Source organism: Acidiphilium sp. C61 (assembly GCF_905116885.1).
GTDB lineage: Bacteria > Pseudomonadota > Alphaproteobacteria > Acetobacterales > Acetobacteraceae > Acidiphilium.
Genome location: NZ_CAJHNI010000005.1, coordinates 1,739,047 through 1,753,960, shown reverse-complemented (window position 1 = coordinate 1,753,960; position 14,914 = coordinate 1,739,047). Strand labels below are relative to the sequence as shown.

12 protein-coding genes are annotated in these 14,914 nt (G+C 70.9%); all 12 read left to right on the top strand.

Annotated elements, in window-relative coordinates:
* Position 1 precedes the first annotated feature (1 nt).
* The 12 genes from bchB to hemA are packed head-to-tail and all read left to right on the top strand — an operon-like array spanning position 2 to position 14,793.
* A complete protein-coding gene (bchB, locus tag HUW10_RS11020) occupies positions 2-1,624 on the top strand; it encodes a ferredoxin:protochlorophyllide reductase (ATP-dependent) subunit B (protein ID WP_174503545.1) in 1,623 nt (540 codons plus the stop codon).
* The gene (locus tag HUW10_RS11015) at positions 1,596-5,213 is read left to right on the top strand and encodes a cobaltochelatase subunit CobN (RefSeq protein WP_174503544.1); all 3,618 of its coding nucleotides are present in this window, start codon (positions 1,596-1,598) and stop codon (positions 5,211-5,213) included. The genes bchB and HUW10_RS11015 overlap by 29 nt, the downstream gene beginning before the upstream one ends.
* Positions 5,210-6,139, top strand: coding sequence for a ferredoxin:protochlorophyllide reductase (ATP-dependent) iron-sulfur ATP-binding protein (bchL, locus tag HUW10_RS11010; protein WP_174503543.1), 930 nt, complete (start codon positions 5,210-5,212; stop codon positions 6,137-6,139). Before HUW10_RS11015 ends, bchL begins: the two co-directional genes overlap by 4 nt.
* Positions 6,139-6,852 (top strand): magnesium protoporphyrin IX methyltransferase, encoded by a 714-nt coding sequence (gene bchM, locus HUW10_RS11005; protein WP_174503542.1) that lies wholly within the window; start codon positions 6,139-6,141, stop codon positions 6,850-6,852. The genes bchL and bchM overlap by 1 nt, the downstream gene beginning before the upstream one ends.
* Complete coding sequence (locus tag HUW10_RS11000; protein ID WP_201712609.1) at positions 6,849-8,288, top strand: BCD family MFS transporter; 1,440 nt, start codon at positions 6,849-6,851, stop codon at positions 8,286-8,288. Before bchM ends, HUW10_RS11000 begins: the two co-directional genes overlap by 4 nt.
* A gap of 14 nt (positions 8,289-8,302) precedes the next feature.
* Positions 8,303-9,082, top strand: a complete 780-nt coding sequence (gene puhA / locus HUW10_RS10995) for a photosynthetic reaction center subunit H (protein WP_174503541.1) — start codon at positions 8,303-8,305, stop codon at positions 9,080-9,082.
* A complete protein-coding gene (gene puhB, locus HUW10_RS10990; protein WP_174503540.1) occupies positions 9,079-9,735 on the top strand; it encodes a photosynthetic complex putative assembly protein PuhB in 657 nt (218 codons plus the stop codon). The genes puhA and puhB overlap by 4 nt, the downstream gene beginning before the upstream one ends.
* The gene (gene puhC / locus HUW10_RS10985; protein WP_174503539.1) at positions 9,732-10,286 is read left to right on the top strand and encodes a photosynthetic complex assembly protein PuhC; all 555 of its coding nucleotides are present in this window, start codon (positions 9,732-9,734) and stop codon (positions 10,284-10,286) included. Before puhB ends, puhC begins: the two co-directional genes overlap by 4 nt.
* Positions 10,283-10,600: a hypothetical protein gene (locus HUW10_RS10980; RefSeq protein ID WP_174503538.1), complete on the top strand. Its 318-nt coding sequence runs from the start codon at positions 10,283-10,285 to the stop codon at positions 10,598-10,600. Before puhC ends, HUW10_RS10980 begins: the two co-directional genes overlap by 4 nt.
* A gap of 3 nt (positions 10,601-10,603) precedes the next feature.
* Entirely contained in the window at positions 10,604-11,671 is a 1,068-nt protein-coding gene (gene acsF / locus HUW10_RS10975; protein ID WP_174503537.1) for a magnesium-protoporphyrin IX monomethyl ester (oxidative) cyclase, read from the top strand.
* Between the two features lie 10 nt (positions 11,672-11,681).
* On the top strand, positions 11,682-13,535 hold the full coding sequence (puhE, locus tag HUW10_RS10970; protein ID WP_174503536.1) for a putative photosynthetic complex assembly protein PuhE: 1,854 nt from the start codon (positions 11,682-11,684) through the stop codon (positions 13,533-13,535).
* Positions 13,536-13,581: 46 nt separating this feature from the next.
* Entirely contained in the window at positions 13,582-14,793 is a 1,212-nt protein-coding gene (gene hemA / locus HUW10_RS10965) for a 5-aminolevulinate synthase (protein ID WP_174503535.1), read from the top strand.
* Positions 14,794-14,914 lie beyond the last annotated feature (121 nt).

The following is a 14,914-nucleotide window of genomic DNA, read 5'->3' as shown; positions in this document are numbered from 1 at the left end:
GATGCAGCTCACGCTCTGGAGCTATGAAGGACCGCCGCATATCGGCGCCATGCGCATCGCCACCGCGATGCACGGCGTGCACTACGTCCTGCACGCCCCCCAGGGCGACACCTATGCCGACCTGCTCTTCACCATGATCGAGCGGCGCGACCGCCGCCCGCCCGTCTCCTACACCACCTTCCAGGCCCGCGATCTCGGCGGCGACACCGCCGAGCTGTTCCGCACCGCGGTGCGCGACGCCTATGACCGCTTCCGCCCCGAGGCGATGATCGTCGGCGCCTCCTGCACCGCCGAGCTGATCCAGGACGACCCGGGCGGCCTCGCCGCCGGGCTCGGCCTGCCGATCCCGGTCATCCCGGTCGAGCTGCCGGCCTACCAGCGCAAGGAAAACTGGGGCGCGGCCGAAACCTTCTACCAGCTCGTCCGCACCGCGACCGCCGGCCAGGCCCCGCCCGACCGCGCGGCGCAGCCATTCTGCGTCAACATCCTCGGCCCCACAGCACTCGGCTTCCGCCATCGCGACGATGTGCGCGACATCGCCGCCCTGCTCGCGCGGCTCGGCATCGCCGTCAACGTCATCGCCCCGCTCGGCGCCAGCTTCGCCGATCTCGCCCGCCTGCCGGCGGCCCACGCCAATCTCGTGCTCTACCCCGAGACCGCCGGCACCGCCGCTGGCTATCTCGCCCGCCGCTTCGGCCAGAAAACGATCTCCACCGTGCCGATCGGCCTCGGTGCCACGCGCGATTTCGTCGCCGAGATCGCCGGTCTCGCGCAGATCACCCCACCGCCCGGCCTCGCCGAGGAGAGCCGGCTCGGCTGGTATTCGCGCTCGGTCGATTCCACCTATCTCACCGGCAAGCGCGTCTTCATCTTCGGCGACGCCACCCACGCGATCGCTCTCGCGCGCGTCGCCACCGCCGAGATCGGCTTCTCCCTGGTCGGTCTCGGCACCTATAGCCGCGAATTCGCCGCCCCCGTCCGCGCCGCCGCCCAGTCCTACGGGATCGAGGCGCTGATCAGCGACGATTATCTCGCCGTCGAGGCCGCCATCGCCGCGGCGCAGCCCGAGCTGGTCCTCGGCACCCAGATGGAACGCCACATCGCCAAGCGCCTCGGCATTCCCTGCGCGGTGATCTCGGCCCCGGCGCATGTCCAGGATTTCCCCGCCCGCCACTCGCCCTTCGCCGGGTTCGAGGGCGCGAACGTGCTGTTCGACACCCTGATCCACCCGCTGATGATGGGGCTCGAGGAACATCTCCTCGGCATGTTCCGCGACGATTTCGAATTCAACGACACCGCCGCCCCCTCCCATCTCGGCCCGCACGCCACCACGCCGCCGGAACCCGCATCGGCCGCGCCCGCCCCTGCCGGCGCAACCGCCGGCGCCTTGGCCGACACACTGGCCAGCGCGCCCGTCGGGCGCGACGATGCCAGCGCGCCGGTCTGGCGCGACGAAGCAAGCGCGCCGGTCTGGCGCGACGATGCCGAAGCCGAGCTGCGCAAGATCCCCTTCTTCGTCCGCGGCAAGGCGCGGCGGAACACCGAGATTTTCGCCCGCGAACGCGGCCTGAACCCTATCACCATCGAGACGATCTATGACGCCAAGGCCCATTTCTCAGCCTGACGCGACGCCCCTGCGCATCGCCATCGTGACGATGGACTCCCATCTGAGCGGGGTCATCGCCGCCGCGCGCGCCGCCCTCGCCGCCGACCATCCCGGCCTGGTCGTCGAGCTGCACACCGCCGAGCGCTTCGCCGCCGACCCCGCGTGCCTCGCCGCCTGCGTGCGCGCGATCGAGACGGCGGACATCGTGATCGCGACCATGCTCTTCCTCGACGATCACATCCGCCTCGTCCGCCCGCATCTCGAGGCGCGGCGGATGAATTGCGATGCCATGCTCTGCATCCTCTCCGCCGCCGAGATCGTGAACCTGACCAGGCTCGGCCGGCTGGACATGAGCCGGCAGAAGAACCCGGCGCTGGAATTCCTCCGCTCGCTGCGCAAGCGCGGCGGCAAGGAGGTCTCGGCGGCCGAATCCCAGCTGCGCATGCTCCGCCGGCTGCCGCGCCTGCTGCGGCTCATCCCCGGCACGGCGCAGGACCTGCGCAATTTCTTCCTCGGCATGTCCTACTGGCTCGCCGGCTCGGCCGACAATATCGAGGGCCTGCTCCGCCTGCTGGTCGCGCGCTATGCCGCCGGCCCCCGCGCCGCCCTGCGCAGCCAGGCCGCCATCGCCCCGCCGCGCGACTATCCCGAAACCGGGCTCTACCATCCGCGCCTTCCCGGCCGCATCGCGACCGACGAAGCGTCCCTCCCCCGTATCGCCGGCAGCCGCGGCACGATCGGGCTGATCCTGCTGCGCAGCCTCGTCCTGTCCGGCGATGTCGGCCAGTATGACGGGGTGATCGCGGCGTTCGAGGCCGCCGGCTTCCGCACCCTGCCGGTCTTCGCCGCCGGGCTCGACGCCCGTCCCGCCATCGCGCGCTATCTCGCGCCGGACGGCGCGCCGGTGATCGACGCACTGGTCTCGCTCACCGGGTTTTCCCTGGTCGGCGGCCCGGCCTACAACGATTCGAAATCGGCGGAGGCCGTCCTCGCCGGGCTCGACCTGCCCTACATCTCCGCCCACGCCCTCGAATTCCAGAGCATCGCCGCCTGGGAGGCCGACCCGCGCGGCCTGACGCCGATCGAGGCGACGATGATGATCGCCCTCCCCGAACTCGATGGCGGCATCATGCCGATGACCTATGGCGGCCGCGCCGAGGGCCAGGATGACGGCGGGGATGGCGTGCGCCGGATGTCGGCCCATCCCGAGCGCACCGCCATGCTCGCCGCCCGCGTCGCCCGCCTGGTCGAGCTGCGCCGCACCGCCCGCGCCGAGCGGCGCATCGGCATCGTCATCTTCAACTTCCCGCCCAATTCCGGCGCCACCGGCACCGCCGCCTATCTCTCCGTCTTCGAATCCCTGTTCAACACCCTCGCCGCCCTGCGCGCCGCCGGCTACACGGTCGACCTGCCGGCCGATGTCGCAGCACTGCGCCACGCCGTCTGTGTCGGCAACGCGCAGGACCATGGCGCGGCCGCCAATGTCGCGGCGAAAATCCCGCGCGATGCGCATCTCCGCGCCGAACCCCATCTCGCCGCGATCGAGGCGGTCTGGGGCCCGGCTCCCGGCCGCCACGATACCGACGGCGCCTCGCTGTTCGTCCTCGGCGCCCGCTTCGGCAACGTCTTCATCGGCGTCCAGCCGGTCTTCGGCCATGAAGGCGACCCGATGCGCCTGCTCTTCGAGGGCGGCTTCGCGCCGACCCACGCCTTCAGCGCCTTCTACCGCTGGCTGCGGCAGGATTTCGGCGCCCACGCGCTGCTCCATTTCGGCACCCACGGCGCGCTGGAATTCATGCCCGGCAAGCATGCCGGCCTGTCCGCCGCCTGCTGGCCGGATCGGCTGATCGCCGAGATGCCGAATTTCTGCCTCTACGCGGCGAACAACCCCTCCGAGGGCATGCTCGCGAAACGCCGCGCCAACGCGACGCTGATCAGCCACCTCACCCCACCGGTCACCGAGGCCGGGCTCTATCGCGGCCTCGCCGATCTGAAGGCCTCGGTCTTCCGCTGGCGCGCCCTGCCGCCCGAGGCCGGGGCCGAAGAGCGGCAGGGCCTCGCCGCCCTGATCCAGGCCGAGGCGGCGCGGCTCGATCTCGCCCCCACCGATCCCGCCGATCTCTCCTGGGCCGACGCCGATGCCGCCATCGCCCGGCTGCACGCCTCGCTGCTCGATGTCGAATACGCGCTGATCCCGGTCGGCCTGCACGTCGTCGGCCAGCCGCCCGGCGCCAGCCAGCGCGCCGAACTGCTCGATGCCGCCGGGATCACCGATCCCGCCCGCCGCGCCGAGACCGACGCACTGCTCGCGGCCGACAGCGAGCTTCCCGCCATCATCCACGCGCTCGATGGCGGCTATATCCGCCCCGCGCCGGGTGGCGACCTGCTGCGCAACCCCGAAATCCTGCCCACCGGGCGGAACATCTACGGGTTCGATCCGTTCCGCATGCCCGGCGCCTTCGCGATGGACGACGGCGCCCGCCAGGCCGACCGCCTGCTCGCCCGCCACATGGCCGATTGCGGCCGGCTGCCCGAAACCGTGGCGATGCTGCTCTGGGGGTCGGACAACCTGAAATCAGAGGGCGGCCCGATCGCCCAGGCGCTCTGCCTCGTCGGCGCCCGGCCGCGCCGCGATTCCTATGGCCGCCTCGCCGGCGCCGAGCTGGTGCCGCTCGCCGAGCTGGGCCGGCCGCGGATCGACGTGATCGTCACCCTCTCCGGCATTTTCCGCGACCTGCTGCCGCTGCAAACGAAGCTGCTGGCCGAAGCCCTGCTGCTCGCCGCCCAGGCGGACGAGCCGGAGACGCAAAACTTCGTCGCCAGGCACGCCCGCGCCCATATCGCCGCCCATGGCGGCACGATCGAGACCGCGGCGTTGCGCGTCTTCAGCAATGCCGATGGCACCTATGGCGCCAACGTGAACCAGCTCGTCGAGTCCGGCACCTGGCAGACCGAGGACGAGCTGGGCGATGCCTTCCTGCGCCGCAAGGGCTTCGCCTACGGCACCGATGGCCGACCGACGCGGTGCGACGCGGTGCTCGGCGGCGTGCTCAAGACCGTCGATCTCGCCTATCAGAACCTCGAATCCCTCGATCTCGGCATCACCACGGTCGATCACTATTTCGATGGCCTCGGCGGCATCAGCCGGGCGGTCCGCGCCGCCCGCGGCAGCGACGCCGCGGTCTATATCGGCGACCAGACCACCGGCGCCGGCACCGTGCGCAGCCTGTCCGAGCAGGTCTCGCTCGAAACCCGCACCCGCACGCTGAACCCGAAATATTTCGAGGCGATGCTCGCCCACGGCGCCGAGGGCGTGCGCCATCTCGAGGCGGCGGTGACCAACACGCTGGGATGGTCGGCGACCACCGGCCAGGTGGATCCCTGGATCTACCGCGAGATCGGCAGCGTCTTCATGCTCGACCCCGAAATGCGCCGCCGCCTCGCCGAACTGAACCCGGTGGCCTCGGTCCGCATCGCCAACCGCCTGCTCGAAGCGCACGAGCGCCACTACTGGAGCCCGGACGAGGCGATGCTCGATGCGCTGCGCCGCGCCGGCGCCGAACTGGAAGACCGTCTCGAAGGTCTCGATATGGAGCAAGCCGCATGAACGACATCAGCCCCCAAGCCGGCGCGTTTCCCGCCGCCGCGCGCTGCGCCACCGGCTGTGGCGACGGCGACGGCGAGGGCAGCGTGCAGGTCGCCCTCGATCCCGCGCTGCGGATCGACGGGGCGAAGGTCTTCGCCATCTACGGCAAGGGCGGCATCGGCAAGAGCACGACCTCCTCCAACCTCTCCGCCGCCTTCGCCCTGCAGGGCCGCCGCGTGCTGCAGATCGGCTGCGACCCCAAGCACGATTCCACCTTCACCCTCACCAAGCGCCTGGTCCCCACCGTGATCGACGCGCTGGAAGGTGTCGATTTCCACCCCGAGGAACTCCGCGTCGAGGATTTCGTCTACGAGGGCTTCGCCGGCGTGCAATGCGTCGAGGCCGGCGGCCCGCCGGCCGGCACCGGCTGCGGCGGCTACGTCGTCGGGCAGACGGTGAAGCTGCTCAAGGAACATCATCTCCTCGAGGAATCGGACGTCGTCATCTTCGACGTGCTGGGCGATGTCGTCTGCGGCGGTTTCGCCGCCCCGCTGCAACACGCCGACCGCGCGCTGATCGTCACGGCGAACGATTTCGACAGCATCTTCGCGATGAACCGCATCGTCGCCGCGATCGGCGCGAAGGCGCGCAACTACGGCGTGCGGCTCGGCGGCGTCATCGCCAACCGCAGCGCCGCGGTCGACCAGCTCGCGAAATACAACGAGGCCACCGGCCTCTCCACCCTCGCCCGGTTCCCCGATCTCGACGCCATCCGCCGCAGCCGGCTGAAGAAATCCGTCGTCTTCGAAATGGAGGACGTGCCGGAGCTCGACGCCGTGCGCACCGCCTATCTCGATCTCGCCGCCTCGCTCTGGGCCGGCGTCGAGCCGCTCGCCGCGGTCCCGCTGCGCGACCGCGAGATCTTCGACCTGCTGGGATTCGAGTGATGACGCCGGACGCCGCCACCGCCGACCGCTACCACCGCCGCCGCGGCGAGATCGAAACCTATTTCGACCGCACCGCGCTGGCGAACTGGGCGCGGCTGACGTCAGACGCGCCGGTCAGCGGCGTGCGCGCCACCGTCCGCGCCGGGCGCGACGCGATGCGCGCCACCCTGCTCGACATGCTGCCGGCCGATCTCTCCGGCCTTCGCCTGCTCGATGCCGGCTGCGGCACCGGCGCGCTCGCCCTCGCGGCGGCGCGGCGCGGCGCCGAGGTGGTCGCGGTCGATCTCTCGCCGCAACTGGTCGACCTCGCCCGCGAGCGCGCCGCGTCCGACCCCGCCGCCGCCCGGATCGACTTCGTGAGCGGCGACATGCTGGGCGCCGAACTCGGCAGGTTCGACCATGTCGTCGCGATGGATTCCCTGATCCACTACGAAAGGGCGGACGTGATCGCCGCCCTCGGCCGGCTCGCCGCCCGCACCGACCGCTCGCTGCTCTTCACCTTCGCCCCCCGCACGGCACTTCTGGCGATCATGCACCTCGCCGGCAGCTGGTTTCCGCGCGGCGACCGCGCGCCCGGCATCGTGCCGCAGCCCGAGGCCGCGCTGCGCGCCGCGATCGGCCTCAGCCCCGCACTCGCCCGCCTCGAAGCGGGGCGCACGCGGCGGATCAGCACCGGGTTCTACATCTCCCAGGCGCTGGAGCTGCGGCGGTGAAGCGCCGGCGCACCGGCGGGACGGCGCCGTTCTGGATGCGGCTCGATGCGAGCTGGCTGCCCTTCGCCAATGCAGCCACCCCCGAGCTGCCGCTGCCGCGCCTGCTGCGCCTGTCGCTGTTCCAGCTCACCGTCGGCCTCGCCGCCGCTTTGCTCATCGGCACGCTCAACCGGGTGATGATCGTCGAGCTGCGCGTCGCCGCCGCCCTGGTCTCCAGCATGATCGCCCTGCCGCTGCTGCTGGCCCCGGCCCGCGCGCTGATCGGCTTCCGCTCGGATCGCCACCGCTCCGCCTTCGGCTGGCGGCGGGTCCCCTATATCTGGTTCGGCACGATCATGCAGTTCGGCGGCCTCGCGATCATGCCCTTCGCCCTGCTGCTGCTCGCCAGCGGCACCGCCCCGGTCGCCGGCCGCTTCGGCGCCGCCATCGCCTTCCTGATGACCGGTGCTGGGATGCACACGACGCAGACCGCCGGCCTCGCCCTCGCCACCGATCTCGCCCCCGAACACGCCCGCCCGCGCGTCGTCGCCATGCTCTGCGCGATGCTGCTGCTCGGCATGATCGGCGGCGCGCTGGCCTATGGCGCCGCCCTCACCCCGTTCAGCGCGTTCCGGCTGATCCAGGTGATCCAGTCGGCCGCCGTGCTCACCCTCGTCTGCAACGGCATCGCCCTGTGGAAACAGGAACCCCGCCGCAGCCCCGCCGCCGAGGCGGCCGAGGATGACGCCGCCGCCAGGCCGGCAGAAACCCTCGCCCTCGCCTGGTCGCGCTTCCGCGCCCAGCCGCACGCGCTGCGCCGCCTCGTCGCCATCTTCATCGGCACGCTGGCCTTCTCGATGCAGGACATCCTGCTCGAACCCTATGGCGGCCAGGTGCTGCACCTGCCGGTGGGTGCGACCACGGCACTCACCGCGATGCTGGCCGGCGGCGCCGGGCTCGCCTTCCTGGTCGCGAGCCGCCGCCTCGCCGGCGGCAGCGACCCCTACCGCATCGCCGCCGCCGGCGTGCTCTCCGGCCTGCTCGCCTTCAGCGCGGTGATCTGCTCCGCCCCGCTCGCCTCGCCGGCGCTGTTCGCCGCCGGGGTGGGGCTGATCGGCTTCGGCGGCGGGCTGTTTCTCGCCGGCACCCTGTCGGACGCGATGATCCGCGTCGTCGGCAACATGAGCGGCCTCGCGCTCGGCGCCTGGGGCGCGGTGCAGGCGCTCGCCGCCGGCCTCGCCATCGCGATGGCCGGCGTGCTGCGCGACACCGTCGCCCATCTCGCCGCCACCGGCGCGCTCGGCACCGCCCTCGCCGGCCCCGCCGCCGGCTACGGCGTCGTCTATCACCTCGAGATCCTGCTGCTCTTCGCCACCCTCGTCGCGATCGGACCCCTGGTCCGCCGCTCCAGCAGGCAGCCTTCCGGCCTTGCCGCCATCCTGCCCCACCACCCCTGACAATGAGGTCCGTCATGCCAACCGGCGCCATAACCCCCTATATCGATGTCGCCCAGGTCGTTCTCTACGCGTTCTGGATCTTCTTCGCGGGCCTCGTGTTCTATCTCCAGCGCGAGAGCAAGCGCGAGGGCTACCCGCTGGTCACCGGGCACAAGGGCGAGCGGCTGGAAGGCTTTCCCACCCTGCCGGCGCCGAAAACCTTCCTCCTGCCCAACGGCAAGACCCATTCGGTGCCGTGGAACGAGCCGATCGAGGTGCTGAACGCGAAATCCAGCGCCCCCTGGGACGGCGCGCCGATCATCCCGCTCGGCGACCCGATGCAGGACGGCCTCGGGCCGGCCGCCTTCACCCAGCGTGACACCGATCCCGAGCTGATGCCCGAGGGCGAGGCGCGGATCGTCCCGCTGCGCGTCGCGACCGATCACTGGGTGGCGAGCGAAGACCCCGATCCGCGCGGCGCCGCGGTCATCTGCTGCGACCGCCAGTCCCCCGGCACGGTCGTCGATATCTGGATCGACCGGGCGGACCAGATGGCCGTCTGGCTCGAGGCGAGCCTCGCCGCCGATCCCGCCCGCCATGTCCTGGTGCCGATCATGCTCGCCCGTGTGACCGGCGGCGCGCCGGGCCAGACGGTCAAGGTCATGGTCAAGTCGGTCACCGCGGCGCAATTCGCCGCCGCCCCCGCCCTCGCCCATCCCGACCAGATCAGCCCGCGCGAGGAAGACCGGCTGATGGCCTATTTCGCCTCCGGCCATCTCTACGCAACGCCCCAGCGCGCCGAGCCGCTGCTGTGAGCGCGCCGCGCGGTCTGCCCCACGCGCTGCCCGCCGGCGAGGCGCTGCTCTGGCAGGGCGCGCCGCGCTTCGGCCGCCTCCTGGTCTCCGCCTTCCGCATCCGGCTGTGGCTGGTCTATGTCGGCCTGCTGGTGGCCTGGGGCGGGATCAGTAGCGCGATCGCCGATCACTCCACCGCCGCCGGCCTCGCCGCCGCCGCCTGGTGCGTCGCCCTCGGCGCCGTGCCGCTGCTGCTGCTGGTCGCCTTCGCCGGCCTGACCGCGCGCAGCACGATCTACACCATCACCAGCCGCCGCGTGGTGATCGCCCACGGCGCCGCCATCCGCAAGCATCTCAACCTGCCCTTCACCGCGATCGACGCCGCCGGCCTGCGCCGCTTCGCCGATGGCACCGGCGACATTCCGCTGACCCCGCGCCCGGATGCGCGGCTGTCCTATCTCCTGCTCTGGCCGCATGTGCGCGCCGGGCGCGGGGCACGGGCGATGCCGATGCTGCGCGCCATCCCCGAGGCCGAGTCGGTCGCCGCCTGCCTGGCCGATGCGCTGACGGCGCACGGCGTCGCCCCGCGCCCCATCACCACACCCATCGCAACATCGGCCGCGCGGCCCGCGATCGAGCCGGCCGGCGCACATGGCGAGGCCAGCCCGGCATGACCCGCCCCACCCTGCCCCGCGCCGCCGCACCTGTTGCCGCGCTGCCCCGCGATGGCAGGGTCGTCTATTCCCAGATCGATGACGGTCTCGAAGCGCATGACGACCGGATCCACATCCCCGCCTGGGCGCTCGCCGGCTGTTTCCTGCTGGTCGCCGGCACCATCGCGCTCGCCGCCGGCGCGCGCCTCACGCGCCAGCCGCACCCCGCCCCGCCGCCGCGCGAATCCGTGCTGCTGCGCTTCACCCAGGCGCCGGATGACGCGCTGGTGATCCGCAACGCCACGACCGCGCAGCCCATCGCCCGCATCGCCCCCACCGCCGACACTTTCCTGCGCGCGACCATGCGGATCCTCTTCGCCGCCCGCGCCCGCGCCGGCATCACCCGCGACCTTCCCTTCCAGCTCGCCCTTTACGGGCCCGACCGCCTCGTCGTCGCCGATCCGGCCACGCACGAGCGGATCGACCTGCGTGCCTTCGGGCCCGCCAACGCGAAACAGTTCGCGACGCTGCTCCGCAACGCGGAGACCCTCAAACCGGGAGAGCCATCATGATCGGAAGCATCCGCGACATCGAGCTGCTCTGCTCGATCGACATCGAGCAAACGCCCGAAAGCCTTCACGCCCACGCCATTCCCGAGGATGTCGAGATCCGCCCCGGCGATGTCGTGATCGTCCACGACATGCCGACCGCGATAGGCTTCGGCACGCGCCTGACCTGCGCGCGCCGCGCCACCCTGCGGCGCGCCAGCCCGATCGAGCGCTGGTGGGTCGAGTTCCGCTCGATCCTCGAGATCACCGAACTCTACGAGGTCGGCTTCATGCCGCGCGCCGAGGCCGAGGCCGCCCTCGCCGCACCGGGAGCCTGAGCCATGAACGCAAGAACCGCGCCCACCGCAGCACCCGACGCGCAAACGGCCATCGCCCAGTCGAGCACCATGCTCAGCCCGCGCTTCTACACCACCGATTTCCCCGCCCTCGACCGACTCTCGATCGAGCCGGTGCGCGCCGAGTGGGACCGGCTGATGGCCGAGTTCGAGGCCGATCCCAACAAGGGCCATTTCGTGCGGACCGACGAATTCGCCGTCGATCTCTCGAGGATGGAACCGGAGCTGTATCAGGAATTCATCGACTTCCTGATCAGCTCGGTCACCGCCGAATTCTCCGGCTGCGTGCTCTATGCCGAAATCCGCAAGCGCATCGCCAACCCCGACCTCAAGGCCCTGTTCGGCTACATGAGCCGCGACGAGGCGCGCCACGCCGGCTTCATCAACGAGGCCCTGCACGACATCGGCATGAAGGTCGATCTCGGCTTCCTGACGAAGGCGAAGAAATACCATTTCTTCCGCCCGAAATTCATCTTCTACGCCACCTATCTCTCCGAGAAGATCGGCTACGCCCGCTACATCTCGATCTTCCGCCAGCTCGAACGCCATCCCGAGCTGCGGATCCACCCGATCTTCAAGTGGTTCCGCGAGTGGTGCAACGACGAGTTCCGCCACGGCGAGGCCTTCGCGCTGCTGATGCGCGCCAATCCCGGCATGCTCACCGGCGCCAACCGGCTCTGGGTGCGCTTCTTCCAGCTCGCGGTCTTCGCCACGATGTACATCCGCGACCATGCCCGCCCCCGCTTCCACGCTGCCCTCGGGCTCGATCCCACCGACTACGACATGCAGGTCTTCCGCATCACTTCCGCGATCTGCCGGCAGGTCTTCCCGCTGACGCTCGACATCGAGAACCCGGCCTTCCTCGCCGGGCTCGAAACCCTGCGCCGGCTCGACGTCGCCAATCTCGCCCTGCGCGAGGTGCCCGGCCCGCTCGCCCGGCTGCGCCGCGGCGCGAACGCCGCCCGCGCCGCCCTCGCCTTCGGCCGGCTCTACCTGATGCGCCCGAAGCCCAACGCCCTGCCGGCGGACATCCGCATGCAGCCGGTCTGGTAGGAGCCGCGCCATGCACCAGTATGTCATCCCCGCCGCCTTCGCCCTGTTCGTCTGGTGGTTCAGCACCGGCGCGATCATCTATCTCGACGGCCTGCCCCGCCGCACCTTCAAATGGAGCATGCTCGGCGCCAGCGCGGTGCTGCTCGCCTGTCTGTGGGGCCTGCAAGACACCGCCGGGCGAACCACCGTCGGCGCCGCCTATCTCGCCTTCTTCTACGGCCTGTTCGCCTGGGGCTGGCAGGAGATCAGCTTCTACATGGGCTACGTCACCGGGCCGCGCCGCGCGCCCTGCCCGGAGAATTGCGCCGGCTGGCGGCATTTCGGCCACGCGGTGCAGACCAGCCTGTGGCACGAGCTGGCGATCATCGCCACCGCCGGCCTCGTCGTCGCCCTCACCTGGGGCCAGCCGAACCAGATCGGCACCTGGACCTTCATGGTGCTGTGGTGGATGCACCAGAGCGCCAAGCTCAACGTCTTTCTCGGCGTGCGCAACCTCAACGAGGAATTCCTCCCCGAGCACCTGACCTTCCTGAAGAGCTTCCTGCGCAAGCGGCCGATGAACCTGCTCTTCCCCTTCTCCATCACGATCTCGACGGTGATCGCCGTGCTGATGTTCCAGCGCGCCACCGCCGCCCCCACCGCCTTCGCCCGCGTCGGCGACATGTTCCTCGGCACGATGATGGCGCTCGCCATCCTCGAGCACTGGTTCCTCGTGCTGCCGCTGCCGGCGGCGCGGCTGTGGAAATGGAGCCTGCGCTCGCGCGCCCCGGCGCGGCCCTTCGCGGTCGAGATCGTCGCCGGCTTCCTCGGCGCCGGCAAGACCACCTTCATGCGCCGCCGCCTCGCCATGCTGGCCGAGCAGCCGGCCGCCACCCGCGAAAAGACCGTCGTCCTCGTCAACGATTTCGCCACGGTCGGGATCGACGGCTCGCTGCTGCGCGGCCAGGGGGCGGATGTGGTGGAGCTGCCGAACGGCTGCATCTGCTGCTCGCTGCGCGACGATCTCGCCACCCAGCTCGAGGAGGTGGTCGCCCGCTTCGCGCCCGACCGCGTGCTGATCGAGCCCTCGGGCGTGGCCGATCTCGCCTCGCTGATCGGCGTCATCCAGCGCCCGACCATCGCCGGCTTCGTGCGCGACCTGCGGGTGATCACCCTGATCGATGCCGGCGCCTTCCTCGCCGATTTCGCCGAGATGCAGGCGCACCTCACCGTCCAGGCCCGGCTCGCCTCGCTGGTGGTGATCAACAAGACCGATCTCGTCAGCCCGACCGAGCGCCTGCTCGTCGAGGCGACGCTGCACCGGCTGAGCCCGGAGACCAGGCTGGTCACCGCCTGCTACGGCGCGGTGCCGCCGGATGCGCTGACCCCCCGCCCCGCGCCGGAGGCCACAACCCCGCACCCGCACGCGCACGATCACCACGACCACGATCACGATCACCACGCGCATGACCACCACGACCACGCGCCCAATCATGCGCACCACCACGACGCCGCTCACGGCCATCACGATCACGACGACCACGACCACGACCACGACCATGAACACCACGATCACGACCACGGTGCCGCCGCCGGCTTCGTCTCATGGCACGGCACGCTCGGCCCGCTCTGCGATGCCGAGGCGATCGGCCGGGTGATCGAGGCGGCGGCGCGCGGCACCTTCGGCCCGGTCGCCCGGCTCAAGGGCCTCGCCCGCGTCGGCCGCGGCTGGATCCAGTTCGACGTCGCCGGTCACCACGCCAGCATGGCCGCCTTCGCCGCCGCCGAGGGGGAGGCCCCGCGGGTCGTCGCCATCGGCCGCGATCTCGATGAAACCGGGCTCGCCGCCGCCTTCGCCGGCTGCGAACTGCACCTCGCCACCTGATCCGTCACCGCGCGGCACCAACACCAAGAAAGGGAGGATACGCGCCATGGACTACGAACATTTCTTCCGCTCCCAGCTCGACCAGCTCCGCAGCGAGGGGCGCTACCGCGTCTTCGCCGACATCGAGCGCCATGCCGGCAACTTCCCCCGCGCCACCCAGCACGGCGACGATGGCGGCCGCCCGGTCACCGTCTGGTGCTCGAACGACTATCTCGGCATGGGCCAGCACACGGCCGTGCTCAGCGCGATGCACCAGGCGCTCGACCGCTGCGGCGCCGGCGCCGGCGGCACCCGCAACATCGCCGGCACCAACCACTATCACGTGCTGCTCGAAGCCGAGCTGGCCGACCTGCACGGCAAGGAAGCGGCGCTGCTGTTCAATTCGGGTTACATGTCCAACTGGGCCTCGCTCTGCACCCTCGCGCACAAGCTGCCGAACTGCGCCGTGCTGTCGGATGCCTCGAACCACGCCTCGATGATCGAGGGCATCCGCCACAGCCGGGCCGAATGCATCGTCTTCCGCCACAACGACCCGGCCGACCTCGCCCGCCACCTCGCCGCACTCGACCCGGCGCGGCCCAAGCTCGTCGCCTTCGAGAGCGTCTACTCGATGGATGGGGACATCGCCCCGATCGCCGATATCTGCGACGTCGCCGACCGCTACAACGCCATGACCTATCTCGACGAGGTGCACGCCGTCGGCCTCTACGGCCCGCGCGGCGGCGGCATTTCCGAGCGCGAGGGTCTCGCCCATCGCCTCACCCTGATCGAGGGCACGCTGGCCAAGGGCTTCGGCGTCATCGGCGGCTACATCACCGGCAGCGCCGCGATGTGCGACTTCGTGCGCAGCTACGCCTCGGGCTTCATCTTCACCACCGCCCTGCCGCCCACCGTCGCCGCCGGCGCGCTGGCCAGCATCCGCCACCTCAAGACCAGCGACGCCGAGCGCATCGCGATGCACGCCCGCGTCGCCACCCTGCGCCGCAAGCTCGACGCGATCGGCGTGCCGCATCTGCCCAACCCGAGCCACATCGTGCCGGTGATGGTCGGCGACGCCTCACTCTGCAAGCAGATCAGCGACACCCTGCTCGACCGCTTCGGCATCTACGTCCAGCCGATCAACTATCCCACCGTGCCCCGCGGCACCGAGCGCCTGCGCCTCACCCCCTCGCCGCTGCACACCGAGGCGGATATCGACCGGCTGATCGACGCGCTGCGCCTGATCTGGGGGGAGATGGAGATCGCCCGCGCCGCCTGACCCAGCTTCCCGTCGCGCACGTTCCGATCCTTCCAGATCGGAACGTACTCTATCTCGTTGACGACCTGGAGCCTCGTCCGATCGGGTAAACCCGCCTGATCGGACAAGGCCCTGTTTTCCG

Excerpts from the sequence above, each read along its gene's own strand:
- bchB (WP_174503545.1), top strand. The coding sequence starts at position 2 with ATGCAGCTCACGCTCTGGAGCTATGAAGGACCGCCGCATATCGGCGCC.
- HUW10_RS11015 (WP_174503544.1), top strand. The coding sequence starts at position 1,596 with ATGACGCCAAGGCCCATTTCTCAGCCTGACGCGACGCCCCTGCGCATC.
- bchL (WP_174503543.1), top strand. The coding sequence starts at position 5,210 with ATGAACGACATCAGCCCCCAAGCCGGCGCGTTTCCCGCCGCCGCGCGC.
- bchM (WP_174503542.1), top strand. The coding sequence starts at position 6,139 with ATGACGCCGGACGCCGCCACCGCCGACCGCTACCACCGCCGCCGCGGC.
- puhA (WP_174503541.1), top strand. The coding sequence starts at position 8,303 with ATGCCAACCGGCGCCATAACCCCCTATATCGATGTCGCCCAGGTCGTT.
- puhC (WP_174503539.1), top strand. The coding sequence starts at position 9,732 with ATGACCCGCCCCACCCTGCCCCGCGCCGCCGCACCTGTTGCCGCGCTG.
- HUW10_RS10980 (WP_174503538.1), top strand. The coding sequence starts at position 10,283 with ATGATCGGAAGCATCCGCGACATCGAGCTGCTCTGCTCGATCGACATC.
- acsF (WP_174503537.1), top strand. The coding sequence starts at position 10,604 with ATGAACGCAAGAACCGCGCCCACCGCAGCACCCGACGCGCAAACGGCC.
- puhE (WP_174503536.1), top strand. The coding sequence starts at position 11,682 with ATGCACCAGTATGTCATCCCCGCCGCCTTCGCCCTGTTCGTCTGGTGG.
- hemA (WP_174503535.1), top strand. The coding sequence starts at position 13,582 with ATGGACTACGAACATTTCTTCCGCTCCCAGCTCGACCAGCTCCGCAGC.